The 24,488-nt window shown below is 70.7% G+C and carries 23 protein-coding genes; 2 read left to right on the plus strand and 21 right to left on the minus strand.

The window, feature by feature from the left end; genetic code table 11:
- The first annotated feature begins 162 nt into the window (after positions 1–162).
- Complete coding sequence (locus GXY35_07650) at positions 163–438, plus strand: tetratricopeptide repeat protein (protein ID NLW94447.1); 276 nt, start codon at positions 163–165, stop codon at positions 436–438.
- Positions 439–593: 155 nt separating this feature from the next.
- On the plus strand, positions 594–1,082 hold the full coding sequence (locus GXY35_07655; GenBank protein ID NLW94448.1) for a hypothetical protein: 489 nt from the start codon (positions 594–596) through the stop codon (positions 1,080–1,082).
- A 484-nt stretch (positions 1,083–1,566) separates the two neighbouring features.
- Here the strand turns inward: GXY35_07655 and GXY35_07660 are convergent, their stop codons facing one another.
- From GXY35_07660 to GXY35_07760, 21 genes are all read right to left on the minus strand, one after another.
- On the minus strand, positions 1,567–1,974 hold the full coding sequence (locus tag GXY35_07660; protein ID NLW94449.1) for a 4'-phosphopantetheinyl transferase superfamily protein: 408 nt from the start codon (positions 1,972–1,974) through the stop codon (positions 1,567–1,569).
- Positions 1,971–2,942 carry a lysophospholipid acyltransferase family protein gene (locus GXY35_07665; GenBank protein ID NLW94450.1) on the minus strand — a complete coding sequence of 324 codons (972 nt, stop codon included), beginning with the start codon at positions 2,940–2,942 and terminating at the stop codon, positions 1,971–1,973. Before GXY35_07665 ends, GXY35_07660 begins: the two co-directional genes overlap by 4 nt.
- A gap of 34 nt (positions 2,943–2,976) precedes the next feature.
- Positions 2,977–4,029: a glycosyltransferase family 9 protein gene (locus GXY35_07670; GenBank protein NLW94451.1), complete on the minus strand. Its 1,053-nt coding sequence runs from the start codon at positions 4,027–4,029 to the stop codon at positions 2,977–2,979.
- A 127-nt stretch (positions 4,030–4,156) separates the two neighbouring features.
- The gene (locus tag GXY35_07675) at positions 4,157–4,522 is read right to left on the minus strand and encodes a GxxExxY protein (GenBank protein ID NLW94452.1); all 366 of its coding nucleotides are present in this window, start codon (positions 4,520–4,522) and stop codon (positions 4,157–4,159) included.
- Between the two features lie 6 nt (positions 4,523–4,528).
- The gene (locus GXY35_07680; protein ID NLW94453.1) at positions 4,529–6,268 is read right to left on the minus strand and encodes a hypothetical protein; all 1,740 of its coding nucleotides are present in this window, start codon (positions 6,266–6,268) and stop codon (positions 4,529–4,531) included.
- The gene (locus GXY35_07685) at positions 6,253–7,611 is read right to left on the minus strand and encodes an O-antigen ligase family protein (GenBank protein ID NLW94454.1); all 1,359 of its coding nucleotides are present in this window, start codon (positions 7,609–7,611) and stop codon (positions 6,253–6,255) included. Before GXY35_07685 ends, GXY35_07680 begins: the two co-directional genes overlap by 16 nt.
- Positions 7,612–7,645: 34 nt before the next feature.
- Positions 7,646–8,626, minus strand: coding sequence for a glycosyltransferase family 2 protein (locus tag GXY35_07690; protein ID NLW94455.1), 981 nt, complete (start codon positions 8,624–8,626; stop codon positions 7,646–7,648).
- The gene (locus tag GXY35_07695; GenBank protein NLW94456.1) at positions 8,623–9,633 is read right to left on the minus strand and encodes a glycosyltransferase family 4 protein; all 1,011 of its coding nucleotides are present in this window, start codon (positions 9,631–9,633) and stop codon (positions 8,623–8,625) included. The genes GXY35_07690 and GXY35_07695 overlap by 4 nt, the downstream gene beginning before the upstream one ends.
- A 31-nt stretch (positions 9,634–9,664) precedes the next feature.
- Positions 9,665–10,330: a class I SAM-dependent methyltransferase gene (locus tag GXY35_07700; protein NLW94457.1), complete on the minus strand. Its 666-nt coding sequence runs from the start codon at positions 10,328–10,330 to the stop codon at positions 9,665–9,667.
- Complete coding sequence (locus GXY35_07705) at positions 10,327–11,211, minus strand: hypothetical protein (protein ID NLW94458.1); 885 nt, start codon at positions 11,209–11,211, stop codon at positions 10,327–10,329. Before GXY35_07705 ends, GXY35_07700 begins: the two co-directional genes overlap by 4 nt.
- Positions 11,195–12,346, minus strand: coding sequence for a glycosyltransferase family 4 protein (locus GXY35_07710; GenBank protein ID NLW94459.1), 1,152 nt, complete (start codon positions 12,344–12,346; stop codon positions 11,195–11,197). Before GXY35_07710 ends, GXY35_07705 begins: the two co-directional genes overlap by 17 nt.
- A 21-nt stretch (positions 12,347–12,367) precedes the next feature.
- Positions 12,368–13,465, minus strand: coding sequence for a glycosyltransferase family 9 protein (locus GXY35_07715; GenBank protein NLW94460.1), 1,098 nt, complete (start codon positions 13,463–13,465; stop codon positions 12,368–12,370).
- Positions 13,462–14,373 (minus strand): hypothetical protein, encoded by a 912-nt coding sequence (locus tag GXY35_07720; protein ID NLW94461.1) that lies wholly within the window; start codon positions 14,371–14,373, stop codon positions 13,462–13,464. The genes GXY35_07715 and GXY35_07720 overlap by 4 nt, the downstream gene beginning before the upstream one ends.
- Positions 14,370–15,296 (minus strand): CPBP family intramembrane metalloprotease, encoded by a 927-nt coding sequence (locus GXY35_07725; protein NLW94462.1) that lies wholly within the window; start codon positions 15,294–15,296, stop codon positions 14,370–14,372. The genes GXY35_07720 and GXY35_07725 overlap by 4 nt, the downstream gene beginning before the upstream one ends.
- Before the next feature lie 49 nt (positions 15,297–15,345).
- Positions 15,346–16,152 carry an acyl-ACP--UDP-N-acetylglucosamine O-acyltransferase gene (gene lpxA, locus GXY35_07730; GenBank protein NLW94463.1) on the minus strand — a complete coding sequence of 269 codons (807 nt, stop codon included), beginning with the start codon at positions 16,150–16,152 and terminating at the stop codon, positions 15,346–15,348.
- Positions 16,149–17,282, minus strand: coding sequence for a tetraacyldisaccharide 4'-kinase (gene lpxK, locus GXY35_07735; GenBank protein ID NLW94464.1), 1,134 nt, complete (start codon positions 17,280–17,282; stop codon positions 16,149–16,151). Before lpxK ends, lpxA begins: the two co-directional genes overlap by 4 nt.
- Before the next feature lie 30 nt (positions 17,283–17,312).
- A complete protein-coding gene (locus tag GXY35_07740) occupies positions 17,313–18,614 on the minus strand; it encodes a 3-deoxy-D-manno-octulosonic acid transferase (protein NLW94465.1) in 1,302 nt (433 codons plus the stop codon).
- 4 nt (positions 18,615–18,618) lie between these two features.
- On the minus strand, positions 18,619–19,524 hold the full coding sequence (gene xerC / locus GXY35_07745; GenBank protein NLW94466.1) for a tyrosine recombinase XerC: 906 nt from the start codon (positions 19,522–19,524) through the stop codon (positions 18,619–18,621).
- A gap of 49 nt (positions 19,525–19,573) precedes the next feature.
- Entirely contained in the window at positions 19,574–21,754 is a 2,181-nt protein-coding gene (topA, locus tag GXY35_07750; protein NLW94467.1) for a type I DNA topoisomerase, read from the minus strand.
- Positions 21,755–21,961: 207 nt separating this feature from the next.
- A complete protein-coding gene (gene dprA / locus GXY35_07755; protein ID NLW94468.1) occupies positions 21,962–23,032 on the minus strand; it encodes a DNA-protecting protein DprA in 1,071 nt (356 codons plus the stop codon).
- Positions 23,033–23,175: 143 nt separating this feature from the next.
- Positions 23,176–24,423, minus strand: coding sequence for a tetratricopeptide repeat protein (locus GXY35_07760; protein NLW94469.1), 1,248 nt, complete (start codon positions 24,421–24,423; stop codon positions 23,176–23,178).
- Positions 24,424–24,488: the final 65 nt, after the last annotated feature.

Below are 24,488 nucleotides of genomic sequence, written 5' to 3' on the forward strand. Positions count from 1 at the left end.
GGCCGGCTTGAGCGGAGCCCTTGAAGGCTCAACCTCAAGCCGGCCAGGGAGATATGTCATGCCTGATGCTGGTACTCCTGTCGCAGCCGTGAAAATCTTTCACAAAGAAACGTCATGAGCCTTATTTGGTTGAGTTGGGGATTTTACACCAGGGATATTGAGGTGATGACACACAACAATATGGGTGCGGCGCAACTCGGTCTGGGACAGCTAGCAGAGGCAGAGCAGCATTTTGACATGGCCAGACAAATCGACAGCCAAGCCCCACTGCCCTATTACAATCTCGCGTTGTTGGCACAGATAAGAGGGGATGCTGACAGCGCCAAGGCGTTGCTGGAGAAGTCACAGATACTCGGGTACAGAGGGACAACCTACGATAAGCTGATTGAAGTAGCGGGTTCTGTTCTAGCACAGATAGAAGGTCATGGCGCTGGATAGGCATTGATAGATGATGCAATCTAACAAGCGCGTGCAGGCCGACGCCGCTGTCGCGGCCGGTGTAGCGGCGAAAATTGGTTATGTAACGCGGCTTGAATGGAAGCCGATCTCGGTAAACTCGCGGCGCGGCTGACGCGCAGAGCGTTGGCTCAATTATGACAATGACTCTGCAAATAAAGGCAGCAATTCGAGGATTCAACGATATCATTATAGATGGCGTTCCCTTTCTGCTTAGGCAAAACGAGACCGCATTTTTGTCATTTATGTGCTCCGTTGCTGCAATTGATGCTTTGGCAGGTTATCGCTACGAGACAGATAATGTTGGGGAACGTTTTGTAGCCTTCATCATAGACTATTTTCCGGACAGTTATGCCCCCCATGCTAAAAACCTCTATAAGCTGCGGTGTCGCTTGCTCCATAACTTCTCGCCTGCATACTTCACATTGGCTCATGCGCAACCCGCAAAACATCTACATAAAAGTGGGATAGGCGACACAATCCTCAGTGACAATGTATTCTTTGATGACCTGAAAGCAGCTGCTAAGGAATTTTTCACTGAAGTAGAAAACGATGTTAAGCGCCAGGATGTCATGCATGCTCGTCTTATCAATTTAGACAGAGGGGGTGCTATTTTTTACATATAGACGGGCTAACCAAGCGCTGCACCTGACCTGAGAAACGCGGGTTTGTATGATCAGCAGCCCCAGGTGTGGCAAACGTCGGCGATTGTTCTTGTAGGCCGGTGCTGTACTATTTTCTCAGGCAGGTGAGCTTCACGGTTGAGCCGACGCGTGCGCGTCGGCTCAACGGGCGGCGGCTGTTCCCAGCCGCTGGCCGGTCCGCGCTGCGCGCGGCCCAACCAGCGGCTGGAGCCTACGGCCCTGCGGCGAGCGAGCTCGCCTCCGCGTACGCCGCTGATCCGCAGCGCTGCGCCTGAGTGTTCCCCGGCGCGCTGATCCACGCGCCCGGAACAATCGGCACGATCGGTCACCCCGCCCCGCCCACGCGGTCGGAGGCCCAGGGTCGGGCCGGTTTGCCGCTCAGCCGGCCCTGTATTGTTTCCGATTCATCTTCTTCCACCATCTGCAGTTCTCGACGTGCGCTCTCGATGGAGGAGGTTGCGTCTGCCTACGAAGAATGCGATTGAGCCACGACCAGCACCGCGTACGCCGCCGCAAGGGTGCGGGAGTGGGAGAGGGAGACGAGGATCCTGGCTTCGGAGGCGATGGGTTCGGGGAGCATGCAATACGGCATGCCCCATTCGTCGCGTTCGATCGCGACGCTGCGGAAGGGGAGGGGGGGGAGGCCGGCCTGCCGCAGCGCCGCGCGGACCGCGGCCTTGGCGGCGAACCGGGCGGCGAGACGCTGGAGGCGCGCGGCGCCCGAACCGCAGTAGGCCAGTTCGGCCGGCGTGAAGAGCCTGGAGAGGAGGCGGGCGCCGAACCGTTTTTCGGACGCCTTCAGGCGCTCTGTCTCCAGCAGGCAGAGGCCGTGGAACACGGGCGCCGCCGGGCCGTTCCTTCCCGCGGTGCTCATACGATCCTGTTCCCGTCGGACCCGCCGGACGGATTCAGACGGGGCGTTCCTCTCCGCCTCGCGACGTCCTCCGGTCTCGTGCGCCAGCGCCGGTGCATCCAGACCCACTGGTCCGGGTGCTCCCTGATGTAGCGCTCGATGACGCGCGACCAGGCCTGCGTGTTGTGCACGAGGTCCGCCTCCCGGTCGCCGCTCCGGCGGAGGGGGATCGGTTCGTCGACGACGATCCGGTGTTTCCGCCCCTCCCGGACGATGCGTGCGGGTATGAGCGGGGCGCCGGTCTTCATGGCGATGAGGACCGGCGCGGTCGGGGTGTAGGCGGGGCGGCCGAAGAACTCCACGAACACCCCGTCGAGCTTGCGGACGTCCTGGTCGGCGAGGATCCCCACCACCTCGTTGTTCTTCAGGGTCTTCAGGATCGCGCGCGGCGACTCGTCCCGGTAGAAGACCCGGAACCCTTTCGAGAGCCGGAGGCGCGAGAGGAGGCGCTCGTACTTCTCGTAGTAGACCCGCCGGGCGACGACGCCGCCGTGCAGGCCCACGGAGACGAAGTAGGCGGGGATCAGCTCCCAGTTGCCGAGGTGGCCGGTGATGATGATGATCCCCTTGCCCTTCCGTTTCTCGCGGTCGATGATCTCCCTCCCCTCCATCGAGACGAGCCGGTGGAGCGCGGCGGAGTCCATCCGCGGGGAGAGGGCGAGCTCCGCCATCGTTTTCCCCTGGTTGACGAAGACGCCCCGCGCGATGCGGGCGCGTTCCGCGGCGGTCATCTCGCCGCCGAAGGCGGCGGCGAGGTTGTCGAGCGCCTTGCGCCGTTCGCGCCGGAGAAGGTGGTAGGCGCACCAGCCCGCGCCCGAGAAGAGGGCGAAGAGGAGGCGGGCGGGAACGACCCGCGCGGCGGCCAGCAGCCCCACCGCCGCGTAGTAGAGGAGATCCTTCCTGAATCTGTGCCGGACCTTCCTGGGCATCTGCGGCGTCTCTTTCGTCGGGCCGGGGGGCCTTTCAGAGGGCATGGCGTGCACCGCGCTTCTCCCGCAACAGCTGCTCCACCGCCTCCCGGACCCGCTCCACCGGGATCGCCGCCATGCACCCCTCCCCCCTGTCGCACTCCCTGCGGTAGCAGGGGCTGCACGGCACCGGCGCGCAGACGATTCGATGCGTCGGGCCCCAGGGGCCTGTCCGCCGGAAGCTGGTCGGGCCGAACAGGGCCACGACCGGCGTCCCGACGGCGGCGGCCAGGTGCATCGGCCCGGTGTCGTTGGTCACCAGCACGTCGAGCCGCTCGAGGAGGGCGGCCATGCGAAGCGGGTCCCAGACCCCGTCGACCTCGAGCGCCGGGCCTTTCATCATCCGCACCGTCTCCGCCCCCTCATGTTCCGCGGCGCCGATCGCCACGACCGCCGCGCCCGCGGCGCTCGCCGCGTCCCCCAGCGCCGCGAAGGAGGCGCGCGGCCAGCGCTTGCTCGCCCAGCGCGCCGTGACGGAGAGCCCCACGCGCGGCGCGCGTCCTCCCGGATCGAGCCGGTCGAGAAGCCGCCGGGCCCAGTCGCGGTGCGCCTCCCCGGTGCCGAGCGGAAAGGAGACGCGGTCTCCCGAAACGCCGAGGGCCGCGGGGAGGAGCAGGTACCGCTCGACGGCGTGCATCTCCGGGTGGGGGACGCGGACCCGGACGTTGTAGAGGAGCGGGGCGCCCTCGCGCGCGTTCGCGAACCCGGCGCGGACCGGCGAGACCGTGGCCGCGGTGAAGACGGCGCTCCGGAGCAGCCCCTGCAGGTCGAGGACGGCGTCGAAGCCCCCGCCGTAGAGCCCTCGGCAGAGGGAGATGAACGACGCCGCCGCCCGGACGAGCGTGCCGGACGGTTTCCAGAGGTGGCGGGGGAAGGGGATGATGCGGTCGACGCAGGGGTTCTCCTCGAGGAGGCGCCGGTACTGGGTGTTGACGAGCCAGCTGATCGTCCCGTCGGGGAGCGCCTCGCGCAGGCGGGCGGCCACGGGGAGCGTCTGGACGATGTCCCCGAACGAGCTCGTCTTGATGATCAGGATGTTGCGCATCATTGTTGCCACAGAGGACACAGAGAGCACAGAGATATACCACAGTAACTACAGTTTCTCGTTTCTGGTCTTCGCGCGTTCTCTATGCCCTCTGTGGCGCAGCGATGATGATGCAATGGCGGCACAGAAATTACAGAGAAATGCGTTTGATCCCATCGACGAGCACTAATTCCCCGAAATTGATGATGAGACCGCGCCTCCGCCCTGTCGCTCTCAGATAGGATAGAACCTGAGAAGTGGCAACCTCGGGCACACTATGAAGGGACTTCAATTCAACGACCACTTCTCCCTCCACGAGTAGATCCAGTCTTTGACCGCTAATGGGATGACCCTTATATACTATATCCACGCCGATTTGACGCTCGAATCTGATGCCCCGGAGCACAAACTCGTGACAGAGGGCTTCTTCATACACGGATTCGAGCAGGCCGGGCCCAAGTGTCTTGTGCACTTCAATGGCGGCGCCGATGATCTTCCCCGTCAATTCGTCGGTCATAGTACCCTAATGGGTATTTGTTAACTCTGTGATCTCTGTGTCCTCTGTGGCAACGATGAGTGCATCCCCGCGGCGGAATTCCCGCCCCGTCCTCTTCAGGTACCGCCGCGTCCTCCGCGAGAGCGTGCGCCAGATCCCGGGAAGCTCCGCGCGCCGCGCGGGGCCGAGGTACCATTTCAAAAACCGCATCCGATCGCGGATCCCGAGCAGGCCGAGGTCGAGGAACGACTTGTTGAGCTGGAGCAGGTTGCGGAGCACCTGCCGCCGGGAGAGGTCGAGCCGCGTCCGGACGAAGTCGAAGTCGGTGAGGAAGAAGGACGGCGTCCCGTCGCGGTTTGTCCCGACGAGGATGTTGGTCGCCTTCATGTCGCCGTGGTAGATCCCGACGCGGTGGACCTTCCTGAGGAAATGGGCGAAGAGGCGCATGAACGCCGCGACCTCCGCCTGCCGCGATCCGCCTCCGCGCCCGAGCCCCGCGAGGGCGTCGGCCAGGTTCACGACGCCCGGGATCTTCTCGGTGACGAGGTAGGCGTTGCGGAGGAGGTTCAGCGCGGAGCGCTCCTCGATCGCGGCCACCGCCCGCACCGCCCTGATGTTCCGGATCTCGATCGCGTAGGCGCCCCGCCAGGAGCGCAGCGCCTGCGAGCAGCGCCAGAGATAGTTGAACGCCTTCCAGCCGCGCTTGGGCTTGTAGTGCTTGATGAAGAGGGTGTGGCGGGCGCCGTGGAGCTCGATCTCCCGCTCCCAGAGGTCCTTGCTTCGCGACTCCTTGACCAGCCGCGCCCCGCCCGCCCGGAGGTCCCCGCCGAGGAACAGCTTCGCCATCCCGCCCCGCCACTCGCCGCGGCGGGCGAAGCCGCTGAATCCCTCGAAGGAGAGGCGCATGAAGTACTTGTTGTTGGCGAGGCAGCGCCCCTCCCTCCGTTTCCAGAGGCGCCAGCGCATCCGGCGCGTGCGCCGGTCGATCTCCGCCAGGTGCGCCCGCTTGTCGCGCTCCGAGCGCGCGTCGCCGGCGTAGTACGACTGGAGGAAGAGGAGGCGCTCGGGGGTGCTGAGGGAGATGCTCGCGAACATGTTGAACTGGGACAGACTGCGGAGCCGGCGCCGGAGGGGGAGCGAGGGGCTCGCGTTTGCCCGGTGGAGGTCGAGGAGGAAGATGCGCTTCCGGCCGCCGGGAAGCGTTTCGACGAGAAAGTTGCCCGGATGGAGGTCGCGGTGGTAGATCCCGCGGTCGTGCATCCGCCGCAGCAGGACGCCGAGGAGCACGATCAGCCGCCGCCGCTCCTTCGCGCCCGCCCGCAGGGTCCCGTCGGGGGAGAAGAGCGCCTCCTCGAGCGTCACGCAGTTGAAGAGCCGCACGGTCAGCAGGTAGCTCTCCCGCAGGACGCCGCCGCGGCGCCGTTCGCCGAAGGCGACCGGCACGACCGTCGGGAGGCCGCGCGCGGCCGCCGCCGTCGTGATGCGCCATTCCCGCCGCGCCTTGGAACCGCACAGGTTCGCCTTCAGCCACTCGCCCAGGTTCGCGTGCCGGTATATCTTCACCACGACCGGGACCTCGTCGGGATCGCCGGGGAGGGCGGCGCCGAAGATGATCCGTGCGGGGGACTTCTTGATCATCTGGCCGGCGCCCGCCCTGAGGAGCCGGCGCGGGCTGGGGGATCGGTCGGCGATGAAGAGCGGGGCGAACGCCGCGTTCACCTTCCAGCGGATGCCGCGCGAATCCTTGACCGTCACGACCTGGGACATGGGGCCGATTCCTGATCCCGGGCGCGCGGCGCGGAGCGGGGGACGCGGGCCGGGTCCGCGTCGCACGCCATCGCCGCGAACAGGGCGACGAGGAGGTTGATGTGCAGAAACGAGCTCCCCGAGAACCTGCCCGTCCAGCTGCAGTCCACGAGGGAGAAGGCGGCGAACGCCGCGAGCGCGGCCGCCAGCCCCTCGGCCAGCCCCGGCGACGACCGCGCCCCGCGCGCGGCCGTCCGCGCCAGGACCGCCGCCCCCCAGAGCAGGGCGGCGAGCCCGGCGAGGCCGGTCTCCGCGGCGACCTGGAGCGGCAGGTTGTGCGCGTGCTCGCGGTAGCGCAGGCCCGCCCTGGTCTGCGCGGGAGGAGGCAGCGCGGCGTCCTTCTCCTCGTAGACGGCACAGGCCCGCCTGAACTCGCCGGGCCCGACCCCGAGGAGCGGGCGGGCGCGGACCATCCGCGCGGCGCTCTTCCAGACGACGAGCCGCCATGCCGCGGTGCGGTCTCGGGCCTGTCCGGTCGCGGCGAGGCGGCGCGCGACGCGGCCGCTCGGCAGCACGGCGAGCGCCATCGCCGCCGCGACGATCAGCCAGACCCACCTCCAGGAGCGGAGCAGCGCCAGGGCGGCCGCCGCCGCGACCAGGGCGAGCCAGGCCGCGCGGGAGTAGCTGTAGACGGCGCAGAGGAAGACGAGGAGCAGGGCGAGCGCCGCCCCCGTCCACGCCGAGGGGCGCGCGGGGGAGGGGAGCAGGGAGACGCCGAGGGCGAGGGCGAACGCCATGCAGAGCCCGAGCGCGTTCTTGCCGTCCCAGAGCGGGTACCGTTGGTCCACGATGCGCGTGAGCCCCGCCTGCGCGTGGTAGCCGAGATCCACGGCGGCGACCAGGACCGCCGCCGCGACGAAGGCGACCGCGACACGGCGCGGGCGCACCGCGCCGCGGAACAGGTACGAGGCGCCGTAGAAGAAGAGGGCGTAGCAGGCCGCCTCGAGGAGCGCGGCCCCCCGCTCGGAGGCGGGGCCGAACGGGGAGAGGAGGGCGGAGGCGGCGATCGAGGCGAGGAGGAGGGCGATCGGGAGGTCGAGGGGGGTGCGCACGATGTAGCGCCGCGGACGGACGACGGCGAGGGCGAGCCAGAGGCCGCAGAAGACGACGGCGATGTTCTTGGCGCTGGTGACGCTCAGGGACCCGAGCGGGGTCGCGAGCCGGAACGCGGACGGCCTCAAAAAGAGGATGACGAGCACGGCCCAGAAGACCGCCGCGAGGAGCCGGTCGAAGGCCGCGAGGATGCGGTGTGCGCCGGTCACGGTTCGAAGGTCACAGTCCGTCGATTTCGATCGCGCAGACATCCGCACGCTCCTGTGCGCACTCGCCCGTCCCCCCTCACTCCCAGAGCGAGAAGAGGAACCAGAACAGATCCCGCCTGATGAAGGTGCAGTAGGCGACGAAGAGCGCCTGCTTCTCCGCGGCCCCGGCCCGTTTCCCGGGCCTCAGGCGGTAGAGCCCGGCCTTGAGCCCCGCCCGCGCGGCGTCGACGCAGATGCCGAGGGCGAAGAGCGGGCGGAAGGCGAGCTCGAAGAGGGCGGCGCGGACTCCTCCCTCGTGCTTCCGGAAGTAGCGGAGCAGGCTGCGCGCCCCGGGAAGGATGACGCCGGCCCTGTTCTGCCGGCGGCTCCTCCCGCCGTAGTGCGTGACGACCGCCTCGGGGCGCAGGACGATGCGCCAGCCCGCGTCCTTGATCCTCCGGCACAGATCCACCTCCTCGAAGAAGATGAAATACCCCTCGTCGAGGAGCCCGACGCGGTCGAGGGCGCTTCTGCGGAGGAAGAGGGCGGCGCCCGAGGGCTGGTCCACCTCGACCGCCTTGTCGAAACGCTCCCCGCGCATCTTCACCCGTTCGTAGGCCCGGCGGAAGAACCCGAGGCGGCCGAGCACCGTCTTGGAGGCGAAGGCGAAGGCGAAGGTCGGAAAGCGCCGCGCCGCGTGCTGGATGCTCCCGTCCTCGTTGAGGAGGAGCGGGCCGCAGGCGCCGACGCCGGGCTCGGCGTCCATGAAGGCGGCGAGCCGCTCGAGCGCCCCCTCGTGCACCTTCGTGTCCGGGTTGAGGAGGAGCGCGTAGCGCCCCGAGGCGAGGCGCAGCGCCTGGTTGTTGGCGGCGGCGAAGCCGCGGTTGGCGGTGTTGGCGATCAGCCGGACCCGCGGGAACTCTTCGCGGACGAGGGCGGCGGAGCCGTCGCGGGAGGCGTTGTCCACGACGAAGATCTCGACGGAGAGGCGCCCCGCGCCCGCCGGAATCGAGGAGAGGCAGCCGCGCAGGTACCGCGCCGAGTTCCAGCCCACCACCACGACGGAGAGGTCGGTCACGAGGCCCCCTTGCCGCAGAGATCCGAGAGGATGGCGAGGAGCCGCGGCGCGTGCGCCGCGAGCGAGTAGCGTTGCTCGACCGTCTCGCGCCCCCGGGCGGAGACGGCCTGCCGCACGGCGGGGTCGCGGAGGAGGCGTTCCAGGGCGCCTTCCCACTCCGCGGGGGAGGAGGCGAGGAAGCCGTTGCGTCCGTTGGTGATGATCGTCGAGATCACGCCCACCGGCGCGCAGACGGCGGGGACGCCGCACGCCATGTAGACCAGCGCCTTCAGGGCGCACTTCCCGCGGGCCCACGGGGTGTCGGGCAGCGGCATCAGGCCGATGTCGAAGCCGGAGAACTCGGCCACCTCGTCCGCGGCGCTCCAGCGGGAGAACTCGCTGCGCACCGCCGCGTGCCCCGCGAAATCGATGCCGTCCGCGGTGTCGCTCACGACGCGGAGGGTGAACGGCACGCGCCGGGCGAGCCGGTCGAGGACCGGCAGCAGTTCGTTCAGGTAAGGGTTGGTGCTCCGGCTCCCGCTCCAGCCGACGACGGGGGGGGCGTGCGCGGCCCGCGCGGCCGGTCGGTAGCGCTCCGTGTCGACCACGGTCGGAAAACAGAAGACCCGCGCGGAGTGCCGCGCCGCCATGCCGCGGAGCGTCTCGTTGCCCGCGAGCACCAGGTCGCTCATTCGGACCATCCCGCGGAAGCGGCGCATCCTGGCGCGGTGGGGGGAGGCCGTTCGGCCGTCTTCGCGGTAGATCACCGCGTCGTCGACGTCGTAGACGAGACGACGCGCCGCGCGCCGGAGGATGAACCGGTCGAGCGGGCGCAAAAGCTTCTTCTGGACGACGACGACGTCGTAGCCGCCGAGGCTGCGGAGGAGCCGGATCCGCCTGAACCCCGCGGGGGGGATGCGGAGCGGCGTGCAGGCGGCGCCGTGCCGCTCGAGGTAGGGGATGAACTGCGCCGCCCGGAACCGGAAGCTCGGCTTCTCGAAACGCGTGGTCAGGAACGCGATGTGCATGGGGACCCCGCTCTTGCGCCCGCCCGGGGCGCTACTCCCTCTCCGCGACGACGAGGATCGACTTCGCGAAGTCGACGCAGAGGTACTTGTGCAGGGGGGCGGCGACCCAGATTCTGAAGAGTCTCCGGAAGAAGGCGTCGTTGTAGATCCTGAAGATCTTCTTTACCTTGAAGCCGAGCGAGATGAGGATCCCGCCGATCTCGTCGTAGCGGTACGTCACCTTGTGGGAGTACTCCCACAAGCGGTTCGGGTGGAAGGCGTTGGGGGTCGTCAGGATCAGCTTCCCCCCGGGGAGGAGCAGCTCGTGGATGGCGCTGAGGAGCTGGACGCCGTCCTCGAACGACAGATGCTCGATGACCTCGAAGAGGAAGACCACGTTGAACCGCTCCTTGATCTCGTCGAGCGAATAGAAATCCTGCTTCGTCTCGCGGTCGATGTCCATGCTCTTGTAGGAGAGCCGGTAGCCGCAGACGTCCATCAACCGCTGCCGGAGCTCGCGCGTCGACGAGCCGATGTCGAGGATCGAGTCGCCGTCCCGGATCTCCTCGAGGACGACCTCGAGGTGCTTCTTGCGCACCCCGAGGTCCCAGAAGTCGGGGAATTTGCTCTGGATCTCCCGCCGGGTCTTGTACAGGGTGCTCCAGCTCGTCTTGAGCCGTGTAAGGGGGTCGCCGCAGGCGCTGCGCGTGTCGTTCACCTTCCCTCCGCGGCGAGCGCCTCGCGCGCCCGCTTGTTCGCGTCGTGCCGCCGTATCCGCTCCGTTTTCCGCGCGATCCTCCGCGCGAGACGCCTCCCCGCCGCGCCCGACCGGCGTCTGCCGAGGTAGGCGAGGAGGAAACGCATCCGATCCGCCCTCGTCACCGCGGGGGAGGGGGCGGAATAGTTCAACGCCGCGAGGTCCTTGACCGCGCGGCGGCGGTGCCCCGGGCCGCCCCGCGTCACCCGCTGCAGGTCGATGAGGGTCAGGCCCCCGTCCGACCGCAAAAACAGGTGGCACAGGTAGAAATCCCGGTGCGTGAAGCCGGCCCCGTGCATCAGGCGCGCGCACCGCGCCAGGGAAAGAAGTATACACCTCTTTTCGCGAAAATGCCCCCGAAAAGAGGCGGCGAAATCCTCGAGGCGCGTCCCCGACACCCCCTCGGTCGCGATGAAGGAGCCGCCGAGCCAGGGGAAACGCCGGCGCTCGCCGAGGGCCACCGGGGCCATCGTGTCGAGGCCGGCGCGGCGGAGCGCCGCGATCGCCTCCCACTCGCGCCGCGCCGCGGAGCGCGGGGCCTTCCTGGCGAAAAGATCCCCGAGCGCCTCGCGAAGCGGGGTGCGGAGGTGCTGCTTGAGGTAGAGCAGCGGGGCCGGGGCGGCGGGCGGCGTCTCCGGCGTCCCCTGCGCCGCGGAGGCCCCCTCCGGGGGGGGCGCGGAAAAGACGACGCGCGCGATCCTCCGCCGGCGCTTCTCCCTCGCGGGGCCGTCCCCGGCAAAGTTGATCAGGGCGCTGTACGAATCGAGGCCGCGGGCGCGCAGCGCGGGCAGCCAGCGCGGGTCGATGCGCACCGTCCCCCGTTCGTCAGCGCGCGATTCCACGGCGCTCCTCCATCGCCAGGCGGTAGACGGCGAGGGTCGCCTCCGCGTTGGCTTCGACGGTGTAGGCCAGCGACTTCCTGCGCGCCGCCTCCGCCATCCGCGCACGCGTTTCTTCCCGGGCGAGGGCGGCCATCGGCCCGGCGAACGCCGCGGCGTTTCGCGGGTCGGCGACGACGAAGCCGTCCAGGCCCTCCCCGACGATCTCGGAGGCCCCGTTCATCGCGGTCGTGACGACCGGGAGGCCGCACGCCATCGCCTCGAGGCAGACGTTCGCGAACGGGTCGTAGCGGGTCGGGAGGACGAGGTAGTCGGCGGCGCCGTAGTACGGGCGGATGTCGGCGAGGTGCCCGAGGAAGCGGATGCGCGCCGCCGCGCCGAGCCCGCGGGCGAGGGAGGCGAAGCGGTCCGTGCCCCCCCTCCCCGCCACGAGGAGGTGCGTCCGGCGGTTCGCCGGGACGGCGGCGGCGCGGAGGGCGGTCTCGAGCCCCTTGCGGACCGGGTTGTGGGAGGCGAACAGGGCCACAGACGCCCCCGCGGGGATCCCGAGCTCCGCGAGGACCCGGGCGCGGTGTAGCGCGCGGAGGCGGGGGTGGAACATACCGTGGTCGACGCCGTTGTAGACCACCGACACCCGGCCCGGGGGGTACGGGTAGCGGGCGAGGAGCTGGTCTCGGCAGAGGCGCGAGTTGGCGATGACGCGGCCGCAGAGGCGCGGGTCGAAGATCCGCCTCTCCAGGTGCAGCGCGAGCCAGGTGAACGGGCGCGTGTAGGCGACCAGGCGGCCGGCGGCGGTGTCCGCCTTCTCCCGGAGCCAGACCCGGTGGATCCCCCCGCCCATCCGGTAGACGTCGAGCGGGTAGAAGCGGGTGAGGCCGCTCACGACGTCCCACCCCCCCCCGGCGAGCATTCGGCGCGCGCGCCGGATGAACAGGACGGTTTTCAGCGAGGGCCCCGCCGCGGCGGGAACGGGCACACGGTGGAAGACGAAGCCGCCCCCCTCCGCCATTTCGCCGCGCGCGGCGAAGACGTGCAGGTCGTGCCCCCCCGCCGCGAGGGCGCCGAGCAGGCGCGACAGGTACCGTTCCTGCCCCCCGCGGGAAGGGGCGTAGTCGGAGATGAGGAAGGCGATTTTCATCTGAGCCGTATGACGCGCGATTCAGCCCCTTGGAGGCAGCAGGTCCCTGACGGCGGCGAAGACCTCCTCCGCGGCGACGGCCGTCATGCAGCGGTGGTCCGCGGGGCAGCGCCGCTTCAGGCACGGGGCGCAGGAGGTCTCCCGCCTGACGATCGTCGCCCGGTTCGAGAGCGGGCCCGTGGCGACGGGGTCCGTCGGGCCGACAACCGCCACGACCGGCGTCCCGACGGCGGCGGCCAGGTGCATCGGCCCGGTGTCGTTGCTCACGAAGACCGCGCAGCGCGCCGCGAGGGCCGCCAGCTGCGCCACTGTCGTCTCGCCCGCGACGTTGATCCCGTCCGGGCCGAGCGGGGCGCAGACGGCCCCGGCGCGCTCCCGTTCCGCCGCCCCCCCCACCGCGAGGATCGCGGCGCCGAGACGGTCGCGCAGGAGGCGGGCGAGGGAGGCGAACCGCTCCTGCGGCCAGCACTTCGCCTCGCCGTAGGTCGCGCCCGCGTTCAGCCCGACGACCGTCCGCCCCGGGGCGACCCCCCGCGCCCGGAGCAGGGCGTCGGCCTGTTCGAGGAGGGAAGCGGGCAGGCCGAGCGACGGGCGGGGATCCGCCTCGACCGCACCGAGCGTCCGCACGAGCGCGAGGTAGCGGTGCACCTGGTGCCCCTCGAAGGCGGACGCCGCCCCCTCCCCCGCCTCGCCGCGGCGCGCGTGCCCGCCGTGATTGCGCGGATCGGCAAGCCGTTTCCCGCGCGGAACCGGGACGGGGGAGGTGAGGAGGAGACCGCGCCCGTCCGTCGCGTAGCCGACGCGCCTGCGGACCCCGCCGAGGAAAAAGAGGAGCGCGGAGGAGAACGAGTTCGGGAGGAGGACGCCCAGGTCGTACCGGTCGCGCCTGAGTGCGGCGATGAGCGTTCGCGCCCCCCGCAGGCCCGCGGGCCTCGGCACGGGCACGACCCTGTCCGCGGAGCCCTCGAGTTCCCAGAGGCAGGCGAGGTTCGCGGGGGCGAGCATCGTGATCGGCGAGCCCGGGAAGAGGGCCCGGAGCGCCCGCACCGCCGGGATGGCGATCACCGAGTCGCCCAGCCAGTTCGTTCCCCTGACCGCGATCCGGACGGTTTCGCTCATAGCTCCTCCGGCCGCTTCTTTTTCCGCCAGCGGCGCGCCATCCAGAGCCACAGGTCGGGGCGCCGGCGGACCCACCCCTCGAGCACCCGGTTCATCCGGGCGCACCCCTCGGCGATGTCGGCTTTCCGGTCGCCGGTGTCGGGGATCTCGATCGGGTCGCAGGCGTGGACCTCGTGGCGGCTGTACCCGACGCGCACGTCGAAGACCGGGACGATCGAGGCGCCGGTCTTCATCGCCAGCACGACGGCCGAGGGGGTCGTGGAGACCGGCCGGCCGAAGAACGGGGCGAACGGGGCGAAACGCCCCGCGTACTGGTCCGAGAGGATGGCCACGCAGTAGTTGCGGCCGAGAAGGTCGATAATGTCCTGCGCCACCCACTTCTTCTTGATCGGCATCAGGTTGCACATCGAGCGCCGCCGCTCGATCTCCCGGTAGATGAGGGAGTTCCGGAACGGCCTGCCCACCGCCGCGACCGGTCCCATCAGGGGGGCGTCGCTCAGGGCCATGAACTCCCAGTTCCCGTAGTGGGAGACGAGGAAGATGAGCCCCTTCCCCTTCGCCCGCACCGCCCGGATCGCCTCCCCGTTGATGAGTTCTATGTCGGGCCCGCCGCGGCGCCTGATCTTCGGGGTGAGCATGAACTCGGTCATCGTGAGGAAGAGGTTCCTGAAGGAACCGCGCGCGATGCGGCGCTTCTCCGCGACGGTCTTCGCATCCCCGTACGCGAGGTCGAGGTTCGCCAGGGCCACCCGCCTGTAGCGGCTGTTCGGCAGGAAGGCGAGCCGGGAGAGGCCGGCGGCGATCCGGTAGACGAGCCCCTCGGGCAGGAGCTGGAGAGCCCCGCAGAACGCCTTGAGCAGGAGCCAGGCCGGGTAGTGCCGCCAGGGGACGCGTGCTTCCTCGCTCATGCCGCGCCTCCTTCTTCGCGCCCGCGCGGGCGGGGGGCGGGATGCGCCCGTCGCATCGCCCAGAGCAGGCCGAGGAGCACGATCCAGCCGAAGACGCCGGTGACCACCCGCCCGTCGCCGAAGAACCAGGGGGCCACCCCCTTCGCCCGGTTCAGGAGGAGCCCCTCCGCCTTGATGCCGAAGACGCAGCCCGCGTGCAGCCCCATCGCGAGGTAGAGCGAGCCGGTCCTGAGGACCGACGCGCCGAGCAGCAGGCCGAAGAGGAAGAGGCCGACGAAGCCCGGGAGCACCTCCGCCGGGGAGCAGAGCGGCGCGAAGAAGTACGCCAGCGCCTTGAAGCCGAGGAGCGGGTCGAAGGCGGCGGGCGCCGGCATATCCGAGGCGTTGAAGAAGTGCACGATCGCGAAGAAGGCGCTCATCGCGACGACGGAGACGGCGGCGGGGAGGGTGCGGAGGCACGCCTGCAGCACGAATCCCCTGAAAAAGATCTCCTCGATGATCGCCACCACCACCCCCGTGAGAAACGCCTTCCCGACTTCGAACAGGAGCTCGCCTGAACCGGAGAAGTAGAGCCCGGGGATGCGCGCGCCGTATCGGGCCATCACGAGCAGCATCGCGGCGAGCGCCCCCGCGCCCGCGAGCCACCCGCGCAGGAAGAGGGGGGCGGGCCCGTCGGCGCCCCGCAACCCCACCGAGGCCAGCGAGACGATCTCGAGGCGGCGGCGCCAGGCGACGAGGAAGAGGACGCTGACGATGAGGACGACCCGGCGCATCACGCGGTCGAACGGGAAGTCGAGCGCTTCGTCGAGGGCCGGGCAGGCGCCGCGGATCAGGTCGATGCCGAGCGCCGCCCACGGCGCGACGATGCAGCTCGCCAGCAGCGAGAGGAGCAGCACGACGGCGAGACGCTGGTATGGTTGCATAGCAGGGGATGCGCGCGCCCGGGCGATCGCCTCCCCGGGCCGGCGGGGCTCAGAAGTCGGCGCCCCGCTTCTCCGCCCACTCCGCGTAGCGGCAGACCCCGCGCGTGGAGCGGCGGATGAACTCGACGAAATGGCGCACCTCGGGCGTCATCTCCCCCTTCTCGATCTCCTCGATCGCGCGGGAGGCGTTGAGGCCCGAGGCATAGAAGGTCTTGAACGCCTCCTTCAGGCGCGTCCGTCCCGCCTGCGTCACGCCGGCGCGCCGCAACCCGACGACGTTCAGGCCGGACGCGGCCGCGGGGCGCCCGCCCGCGATGACGAACGGCGGGATGTCGCGGTTGACGGCGGAGAGGCCGCTCAGCATCGCGAGGCGCCCGATGCGGCTGAACTGGTGGATGACGACCGCGCCCGAGATGACGACGTTGTCCTCCACGACCGTGTGCCCCGCGATGAGCGCGCAGCTCGTGACGATGACGCGGTTGCCGATGACGCAGTCGTGGCCGGCGTGGGAGAGCGCCATGAAGTAGTTGTGGTCCCCGATCACCGTCGCCTCGTTCTCGACCATGGCGCGGTGGACCGTGACGTGCTCCCTGAAGGTGTTGCCGGCGCCTATCCGGAGGAAGGTCGGAACGTCCTTGAATGAGAGCGACTGGGGAAGGTCCCCCAGCACCGCCCCGGCGTGGATCCGGTTGTTCTCGCCGATCGAGGTGCGGCGCTTGATGCAGGCGTGGCTCTCGATCACCGTGCCGCGGCCGATCGACACGTCCCCCTCGATCACGGCGTACGGCCCGACCGTGACGTCGTCCGCGATCTCCGCCGCGGCGTCTATCACGGCCGTCGGATGGATCTGCTTCATTCAGGCGCCGGACCTTTCCCGCGCCGCGCGGCGGTGCCGAGCGACTCGAACACCCATTCTAGCATCTGCGCCTCCCCCCCGCCAATTTTCATTTCGATCTCGAGGACGCGGAGCGGGAGGGGGAGCGTCGGCGTCTCCGGGATTCGGACGGCGTCCTTGGCGGTCGTCACGAGAACCGCGGCGCCCGCCGCCGCCGCCGCGCGGGCGAGCGTCTCGATCTCCGCGGGACGGTACGGGTGGTGGTCGGGGAATCGGCGGGAGAGGACGACGCGCGCCCCGAGGCCCTCGAGCGTGCGGAAAAACCCCTCCGGCTCGGCGAGGCCGCAGAAGGCGGCGACCGGCGTCTTCCGAAGCGAGGCCGGGTCCTCCACGGGCCCCGGGCCGGGCCGGGCGAGCCGCGCGGGCTGGTGCGTCGCGGTGAAGATCCGCGCCCCCGCCCCGAGTTCGCGAAGTCGCCGGAGCGCGTGCGGCGGCGGCGGACCCGGGCAGCGCGTGAAGACGATCGCGTCCGCGCGGCGGGCGGCGGACGGCGGCTCGCGGAGCCGCCCCGCGGGCAGGAGGCGGCCGTTGCCGAACGGGTTTGTCCCGTCGAGGAGGAGGATGTCGAGGTCGCGCCGGAGGCGGCGGTGCTGGAAACCGTCGTCGAGGATGAAGACGTCCACCGGGAAGCGGCGCGCCGCCATCTCCCCGGCCCGCAGGCGGTCCGGGTCGATCGCGACAACGGTGCCCGGGAGCCCGCGGGCGAGCAGGTGCGCCTCGTCCCCGGCCTCGCGGGGCGAAAGGATCGCCCCCGCGCCGTTTGAGACGAGGCGCGGGAAGAAGGGGCCCTCCGCCGAGGCGCCGTAGCCCCTGCTCAGCACCGCCGCGCGCAGCCCCCGCGCCCGGAGGCCGCGCGCGAGGAGCATCGCGAACGGCGTCTTACCCGCGCCGCCGACGGCGAGGTTCCCGACGCTGATGACCGGGCGCGGGAGGCGCCGCGCGCGGAGGAGGCCGCGGTCGAACGCCGCGTTCCGGGCGGCGACCGCCAGCCGGTAGGCGAGCGACGGCGGGGCGAGGGCGAGGCGCAGGCAGCCGGCGGCGGCGCCGCGGCGCCGCCCCTCCACGATGTCGGCCCAGCCCAGTGCGTTCATGCACGCCCCCCGCGCGCGCCGCGCCGCCTTCTAGTCCGGCACGAGCCCCCGCAGCAGCTCCAGGTTCCGCCGCGTCGCGCCGCGGCTGCCCGCCATCGCCTCCGCCGCGCGCCGCCCGAGCTCCTCCCGAAGGGGGGCGTCCGCGAGCAGGGCGACGACCGATTCGGCGAGCCCGCGGGCGTCGGCGACCTGCACGGCGCCCCGGGCGCGGAGGAGGAGCTCCGCCGCCTCGCGGAAGTTCTGCATCGAGGGCCCGAAGAGGACCGCCTTGCCCAGACTCGCCGGCTCGATGATGTTCTGCCCCCCGCCGCCGACGAGGCTTTTGCCGACGAAGACCAGCGTCGCCGCGCGGTAGATGGCCGTGAGCTCGCCGATCGTGTCCGCCACGAGCACCGCCCCCGCGGGGACCCTCGCCCCGGCCGGGTGGCGGGACCTGAGGACGCAGGCGGCGCCGCGCCGTTCGCAGAGCGCCTGCACCTCCTCCCCGCGCTCGGGGTGGCGCGGCACGATGACCAGGGCGGTCTCGGGTCTTTCGCGCCGCGCCGCGTCCCACGCGTCGAGCACCGCCTCCTCCTCGCCCCGGTGCGTGCTGCCCGCGACGATCACCGGCGCGTACGCCTCCAGCCCAAGCGCGAGGCGGGCGCCGCGCGTCTCTTCCTCGCCGGCCGGCAGAAGCCCGCAGTCGAACTTCATGTTCCCGCCGACGGCGACCCTCTCCGCCGGCGCGCCGAGCGCGACGATCCGCTCCGCGTCGAGGACGGTCTGCATGCTGAAGCGCCGTATCGAGGGGAGGATCCGCCGCAGCAGGAACCGCGCCCTGCGGTAGCCGCGGAACGACCGGTCCGAGATGCGGCCGTTCACGACGGCGAGCGGGACGCCCCGGCGCGCGGCCTCGGCGATGAAGTTGGGCCAGAGCTCGGTCTCGACGATCGCGACGAAATCGGGGGAGACGAGATCGAAGGCGCGCCTGACCGCGGAAGGCAGATCGAGGGGGAAGTAGAAGGCGGTCGCCCACCCGCCCGCCTTCTCCCTCGCCACCCGCTGCCCCGTGAGGGTGACGGTCGAGAGCACGACGCGGTGTCCGGGGAGGGCCTCCGCGAGCGCCTTCACGAGCGGGAGCGCGGCGAGGACCTCGCCCACGGAGACCGCGTGGATCCAGACGCGCCGCCTCCCGCGGAGCGCGTCCCGCAGCGGAGACGGGTAGCGGCCGAGGCGCTGCCGGATGCCGGCGCGGTACTTCTCCCGCCGCGCCACCTGGACGGCGAACCAGGGCAGCGAGAGGGCGAAGAAGAGCCGGAGCAAGGCGTTGTAGAAACGGAGAACCTTCGTCATCGAATCACGCCCGCGGGTGGGCCTCCTCGTAGACCTTCTTCATCCGCTCGGCGGTCACGTGCGTGTAGACCTGCGTGGTGGAGAGGCTCGCGTGCCCAAGGAGCTCCTGCACCGCCCGGAGGTCCGCGCCCGCGTCGAGCAGGTGTGTGGCGAACGAGTGCCGGAGGTAGTGCGGGGAGACGCGCGCCTCGAGGGCGGCCCTGCGCACGTGCCGGTCGATCACATCCCGGACGGACCTGGCGGTGAGCCGCCCCCCGCCGCGGTTGACGAAGACCGGCGTGCGCGCCTCACCCCGCGCCCGGAGGGGGCCGAGGTTCCGCGCCTCCAGGTAGGCCATCAGGGCTGCGACGGCGGGCTTCCCGAGCGGGACGAGCCGCTCCTTCTTCCCCTTCCCCTTCGCCCGCGCCATCTCGCCGAGGAGGTCCAGGTCGTCCGCGTCGAGCGCCGTGAGCTCGCTTACCCGCATCCCCGTGCTGTAGAGCGTCTCGAGGATGGCGCGGTCGCGGATGTCGAGCAGACGCTCCCCCCCCGCCGACTCGATCAGGCGGCGCACGGCGTCCACGTCGAGGAACCGGGGCAGCGCCTTCCTGCGCTTCGGGGTCGCGACGCCCGCGAACGGGTTGACCGCCGACATACGTTCGCGGACCATGAAGCGGTAGAAGGAGCGCAGCGACGAGACGAGGCGGCCGATGCTCGCCCGGGAGAGGCCCGCGGCGGCGACCTCGGCGAGGTACTGGCGGATCAGGGAACGGTCGGCGAGACGCCAGTGGCCTTCGGCGACGCCGCGGGCCCTCCGCGACAGGAAGGCGGAGAAGCGCTCGATGTCGCGCCGGTAGGCGTCGAGCGTGTGCGGGGAGGCGTCCTTCTCCGCCCGAAGGTAGCCGAGGAACCTTTCGACGGATGCGTCCATCAGTGCCTTTCTCCCCGCCGCGCCGCCGTCCTTCCGCGGCGGCGGCGCGTCAACGTTCCCGCTCCGGCCTTCCGCCGTCCTCCGCGGGCGGTTTCGGCGCGCCCTCGAGCCCGTCGAGGTTCTTGGGGCGGAACGCGCAGTCGGGATAGTTGCTGCAGCCGTAGAAGACCGAACGGCCGCGCCCCCGTTTCCGAATGATCTCGCCCCCGCAGCCGGGCATCGGGCATCGGATGCCGGTGGAGTCGGGTTTGACGTAGCGGCAATGGGCCTTGTAGCCGCTGCAGGCGGTGAACGGGCCGTATTTCCCGTGCCGCTCCATCAGGGGCCGGCCGCAGCGGGGGCACTTCTCGTCCAGGACGACCGGCTCCAGTATCGTGAAGCTCCCGTCCTCGCGCATCTCGATCCTCTTGATGCACCGGTGCCGCGGGAAGTCCGCGCAGGCGAGGAAGTGCCCCTTCAGGGTATGCCGGATGACCATCGGGTGGCCGCAGTCGCAGACCGCGGAGGTGGGCTCGGGGGCCTTCTTGAGGGTCTCCATCCCGCTCTGCGCCTTCGACAGGGACGCCGTGTACGGTTCGTAGAACTCGCGGAGCACCCGGGTCCAGGGGATCGTCCCCGACTCGATCTCGTCGAGCTCGTCCTCCATCCTGGCGGTGAACTCCACGTTGATCAACTCGGGGAACCACCTGACGAGGAGGCCGTTTACCAGCTCGCCGAGCGGGGTCGGGAAGAGCCGCCCCCCCTCCTTCCCCACGTACGCGCGCTTCCGGATGGTGAAGATGGTGGGGGCGTACGTGCTGGGCCTCCCGATCCCGTTCTCCTCGAGCGCCCTGATGAGCGTCGCCTCCGTGTAGCGGGGCGGCGGTTTCGTGAAGTGCTGGGAGGGGGCGAGCGAGACGAGCGCCAGCGGTTCGCCGGGGGCGAGCGGCGGGAGCGGCGTCTCCTCCTCGTCCCGGGGCGGCGCGCCCGCCACCTTGAGGTACCCGTCGAAGACCACCTTCGTGTCCGCGGCCCTGAACAGGTACGGCCCCGCCGCGACGCCGACCTCGACCTTCTTCATCACCGCCGGCGCCATCTGGCTCGCGATGAACCGCTCCCAGACGAGGCGGTAGAGGGCGTGCTGCTCGCGGCTGAGGTGCGGTTTCAGGTCCTCGGGGGTGCGCCCGGCCGAGGTGGGGCGGATCGCCTCGTGCGCCTCCTGCGCCCCCTTGCGCGAGGCGTAGCGGTTGGGTTTGGTCGGGGCGTAGGCGTCGCCGTAGCGCTCCCGGATGAACCGCAGCGCCTCCTCCTGCGCCGTGGCCGCGATCCGCGTCGAGTCGGTCCGCATATAGGTGATGAGGCCGACCGTTCCCTTCGTCCCGACGTCGAGCCCCTCGTAGAGCTGCTGGGCGACCTTCATCGTCTTGGCGACGGGCCAGTGCAGACGGTTCACGCCCGCCTGCTGGAGGGTGCTGGTGATGAACGGGGGGGAGGGGCGCTGGCGGCGCTCCTTTTCCTCGACCGAGGCGACCGAGAACGGGCGTTTCGAGGCGTCCTCCACGATCGCGGCGGCGCGGGCGCCGTCGGGGATCTCCGCCTTCGCCCCGTCGATTTTCGCGAGGCGCGCCGTGAACGGCCCGCCGCCCCCCGCCGTCTTCTTCAGCGACGCCTCGATCGTCCAGTACTCCGTCGGTGTGAACGCCCTGATCTCCGCCTCGCGGTCGCAGATGAGCTTGACCGCGACCGACTGCACCCGCCCCGCGCTCAGTCCCCGTCCCACCTTCTTCCAGAGGAGGGGGCTCAGGGTGTAGCCGACGATACGGTCGAGGATGCGGCGCGCCTGCTGCGACTCCACCTTCTTCAGATCCACCTCCGCGGGCGCGGCGAAGGCGCCCCGGATCGCCTCGGTGGTGATCTCGTTGAACGTGACGCGGAGGAACCTCTTCGCCGAGCCCTTGAGCGCCTCCTGGAGGTGCCAGGCGATCGCCTCCCCCTCGCGGTCGGGATCGGGCGCGAGGTAGACCGCATCCGCCCCGCGCGCGGCCTTCTTGAGCGCGGTGACGGTCTTCCTGCTCTTGAGGGGGACGATATAGGTGGGCTCGAAGCCGTGCTCGATGTCCACGCCGATCCGGCTCTTCGGGAGGTCGCGCACGTGGCCCATCGAGGCCAGCACCGTGTAACGCTTCCCGAGGATCTTGTTGATCGTCTTGGACTTCGCGGGCGACTCGACGATGACGAGCGATCTGGACATGGCATCACCACGGATTCAACGGCGCCGCAGAGGCACGGACCCCCCGCGCCCCGCCGCGGATCTCGGCGGATCCTGGCGCATGCTTCGATCCGTGCGCAGCCGCGCCGCCGCCCCCTCTCCTCGCGGCGGCGAGGGCGCCCTTCTCAGAAGAGGAACGATTATACACGCGGCCGCGCGCGCGATGTAAAGGATATTCTCCCCCGGCGCTCAGCAGGCCTTCCGGAACATCTTGCCGGGCAGCTGGTTGGCGAGGTGCTTGAGTTCGAGGGAGAGGAGCGCCGCGGAGACGGCCGCCGGGGGGAGACCGCAGGCGGCGGTGATTTCGTCGATGGAGCGCTCCTCGGCGCCGAGACTGGCGAGGACGGCCTCCTCCCGGGGGCCGATGCGGGGTTTGGGGCGGTCGGGGCCGGCCTCCTCCGGGGACGGCACACGGTCGGGAAACAGGTAGGGGAACTCCGCGCAGACGTCCTCGACCGACTCCACCAGCCGGGCGCCCTCCTTCAGGAGCGCGTGCGCGCCGCGCGAAGCGAACGAGTCGATGCGGCCGGGCATCGCGAAGACCAGGCGGCCCTGCTCGAGCGCCTGGGCGGCGGTGATGAGCGAGCCGCTCCTGCGCGCCGCCTCGACCACGAGCACGCCCAGGGAGAGGCCGCTGATGACGCGGTTCCTGAGCGGGAAGTTCGTCCGCTGGGGCCCCGTCGAGAGGGGGAACTCGGAGAGCACCGCCCCGGAGGCGGCGATCTCGTCGGCGAGTTTCCGGTTCTCCGGGGGGTAGATGCGCCCGAGGCCGCTCCCGAGGACCGCGATCGTCCTGCCCCCCGCCTTGAGCGCCCCCCTGTGCGCGGCGGTGTCTATCCCCCGCGCCATCCCGCTGACCACGGTCATGCCCACGCCGGCGATCTGCCCGGCGAGGCGCTCCGCGTGGACGAGGCCGTACTGCGAGCAGCGCCGCGCGCCGACGACGGCGATCGCGTGCCGGTCCGCCTTCAGGACCGTCCCCCGCGCGTAGAGGAGCACCGGGGGGTCGTAGATCTGGGCGAGACACTCCGGGTAGGAGGGATCGGTGAACGGGATGACCGAGACCCCCATCCGCCGGGCCGTCTCCAGTTCCCGCGCGGCGGCGCCGGAGGAGCGCGCGGCGGCGGCCCGCGCGGCGAGGGCGGGCCCGATCCCGTCGATGCGGGCCAGCGCCCCCGCGCCGGCCGCCAGGGCCGCGGCGGCGGAACCGAACGAGCGGACGAGCCGCCTGACCGTGACCGGCCCGAGCCCCTCCGTCATCGCGAGCGCGGCCAGCGCCTCGAGCTCGTCCATCGCGCCCCCTCCCCGCATTCATGGTACGCCGGGAAGCGCCGCCGGGGCAACCGGAATTCCTCTTCCCCGCGCGGGGGCCGGGGCGGCTCCTTCGGGGGGCGCCGCGCCGCTCACTCCTTCTCGCGCATGCGGCGGATGCGGTCGTGCATCCGCTTTTTCCGGATCCGGTCGGCGAGGACGCCGTCGTCCTCGACCGGGCGGATGCTGCGGGAGAAGTACTGGGCCATATGGTAGGCCGCCTTCTCCAGGTCGTCGAGGGATTCGTAGAGCACGGCGAGGCGGCAGCGCAGCCGCTGGGCGGTGACGAGCGGCGCCTTGTCGATCGTCCTCTCGTAGAAGGAGGCCGCGATCTCCTCCCTCCCCCCCCGCCGGTACCCGCGCCCGAGGACGACGGTCCATGCGAATTTCCCGTCGTCCTCGAGCAGGTAATCGCAGAGGACGCCGAGGCGCAGGGTGGGGATGTGGGAGGCGGGGAAGCGCCACCCCGCCTTCGCGTAGACGGCGACGGCCTCCGCGTAGTTCTCCGCCCTCGACCGCGCCTCCCCCGCGGCGAGCAGCTCCTCCAGGGCGTGCGGGGGCGGGGCCTGGTCCGCCCTTTCGCCGGCCTCGAGGAGCAGCTCGATCTCCCAGAGGGCGCGCTTCCGCTGCCGCTCGTCGAGCGCCTCCCCGGCGAGGTAGGCGCGCCAGAGCTTGATGGCGGGTTCGTACTCCCCGAGGAGGCGATAGCAGTCGGTGAGCTCGCGCAGGAACCGCGGGTCGTTCCTGAGCTGCTCGGAGCCGGCCGCGAGGGCGTAGTAGAACGCCGCCTCCCGGTGGTTGCCGATCCGCGTGGAGGAGGCGGCCATCTTGAGCTGCAGGGCGTGGTTGTCCGGGTCGATCAGGAGCGCCCTGCGGAACAGGTCCCGCGCCCCCGCGTGGTCGCCCTTCTCGATGCACCGGGCGGCCTCCTCCCGGAGGGCGTCGAGCTCCTTGTCCCTCGCGTGCACCATCGCCGGCCTCGAGAAGAAGATCGCCATCTCGCTGAACGCCTTCTCCACGACGGCGGCGCTGTCGGGCGATTGGGAGATCGCCTGGTCGTAGCAGGAGAGCGCCTCCTCGTCCCGGCCCATCTTCTCCAGGCAGATCCCCTCGCGGATGAGCGCCTCCGAGGAGAGCTCGTTGCCGGGCGGCAGGCCGTCGCGGAGGCGCCGGTAGGCGGCGATCGCGGCCTCGAGGTCGCCGCGCGCGATCTCCTCGTAGAGTCCCCGGTAGTAGAGGACGCGGGGCGCCGGGTCCGCGGGGGCGGCGGCCGCCGCGAGGGGGGCCGCCCAGGCGGAAACCGCGCACAAGAAAACGGGAAGCCGTGCGCCCGCTCTCATTCCACCTCCCCGGGGGATCCCGCCGCGATCCGCTCCGTCTCCCGCGCCGGCACCCGCATCCTGTC

Source organism: Chlamydiota bacterium, assembly GCA_012729785.1.
Classification (GTDB): Bacteria; Auribacterota; Tritonobacteria; order UBA1439; family UBA1439; genus UBA1439.

What these genes read in the sequence shown, in the direction of transcription:
- GXY35_07655 (NLW94448.1), top strand. Translation starts at nt 594, where the DNA reads ATGACAATGACTCTGCAAATAAAGGCAGCAATTCGAGGATTCAACGAT.
- GXY35_07660 (NLW94449.1), bottom strand. Translation starts at nt 1,974, where the DNA reads ATGAGCACCGCGGGAAGGAACGGCCCGGCGGCGCCCGTGTTCCACGGC.
- GXY35_07665 (NLW94450.1), bottom strand. Translation starts at nt 2,942, where the DNA reads ATGCCCAGGAAGGTCCGGCACAGATTCAGGAAGGATCTCCTCTACTAC.
- GXY35_07670 (NLW94451.1), bottom strand. Translation starts at nt 4,029, where the DNA reads ATGATGCGCAACATCCTGATCATCAAGACGAGCTCGTTCGGGGACATC.
- GXY35_07675 (NLW94452.1), bottom strand. Translation starts at nt 4,522, where the DNA reads ATGACCGACGAATTGACGGGGAAGATCATCGGCGCCGCCATTGAAGTG.
- GXY35_07680 (NLW94453.1), bottom strand. Translation starts at nt 6,268, where the DNA reads ATGTCCCAGGTCGTGACGGTCAAGGATTCGCGCGGCATCCGCTGGAAG.
- GXY35_07685 (NLW94454.1), bottom strand. Translation starts at nt 7,611, where the DNA reads ATGTCTGCGCGATCGAAATCGACGGACTGTGACCTTCGAACCGTGACC.
- GXY35_07695 (NLW94456.1), bottom strand. Translation starts at nt 9,633, where the DNA reads ATGCACATCGCGTTCCTGACCACGCGTTTCGAGAAGCCGAGCTTCCGG.
- GXY35_07710 (NLW94459.1), bottom strand. Translation starts at nt 12,346, where the DNA reads ATGAAAATCGCCTTCCTCATCTCCGACTACGCCCCTTCCCGCGGGGGG.
- GXY35_07715 (NLW94460.1), bottom strand. Translation starts at nt 13,465, where the DNA reads ATGAGCGAAACCGTCCGGATCGCGGTCAGGGGAACGAACTGGCTGGGC.
- GXY35_07720 (NLW94461.1), bottom strand. Translation starts at nt 14,373, where the DNA reads ATGAGCGAGGAAGCACGCGTCCCCTGGCGGCACTACCCGGCCTGGCTC.
- GXY35_07725 (NLW94462.1), bottom strand. Translation starts at nt 15,296, where the DNA reads ATGCAACCATACCAGCGTCTCGCCGTCGTGCTGCTCCTCTCGCTGCTG.
- lpxA (NLW94463.1), bottom strand. Translation starts at nt 16,152, where the DNA reads ATGAAGCAGATCCATCCGACGGCCGTGATAGACGCCGCGGCGGAGATC.
- lpxK (NLW94464.1), bottom strand. Translation starts at nt 17,282, where the DNA reads ATGAACGCACTGGGCTGGGCCGACATCGTGGAGGGGCGGCGCCGCGGC.
- GXY35_07740 (NLW94465.1), bottom strand. Translation starts at nt 18,614, where the DNA reads ATGACGAAGGTTCTCCGTTTCTACAACGCCTTGCTCCGGCTCTTCTTC.
- xerC (NLW94466.1), bottom strand. Translation starts at nt 19,524, where the DNA reads ATGGACGCATCCGTCGAAAGGTTCCTCGGCTACCTTCGGGCGGAGAAG.
- topA (NLW94467.1), bottom strand. Translation starts at nt 21,754, where the DNA reads ATGTCCAGATCGCTCGTCATCGTCGAGTCGCCCGCGAAGTCCAAGACG.
- dprA (NLW94468.1), bottom strand. Translation starts at nt 23,032, where the DNA reads ATGACGGAGGGGCTCGGGCCGGTCACGGTCAGGCGGCTCGTCCGCTCG.
- GXY35_07760 (NLW94469.1), bottom strand. Translation starts at nt 24,423, where the DNA reads ATGAGAGCGGGCGCACGGCTTCCCGTTTTCTTGTGCGCGGTTTCCGCC.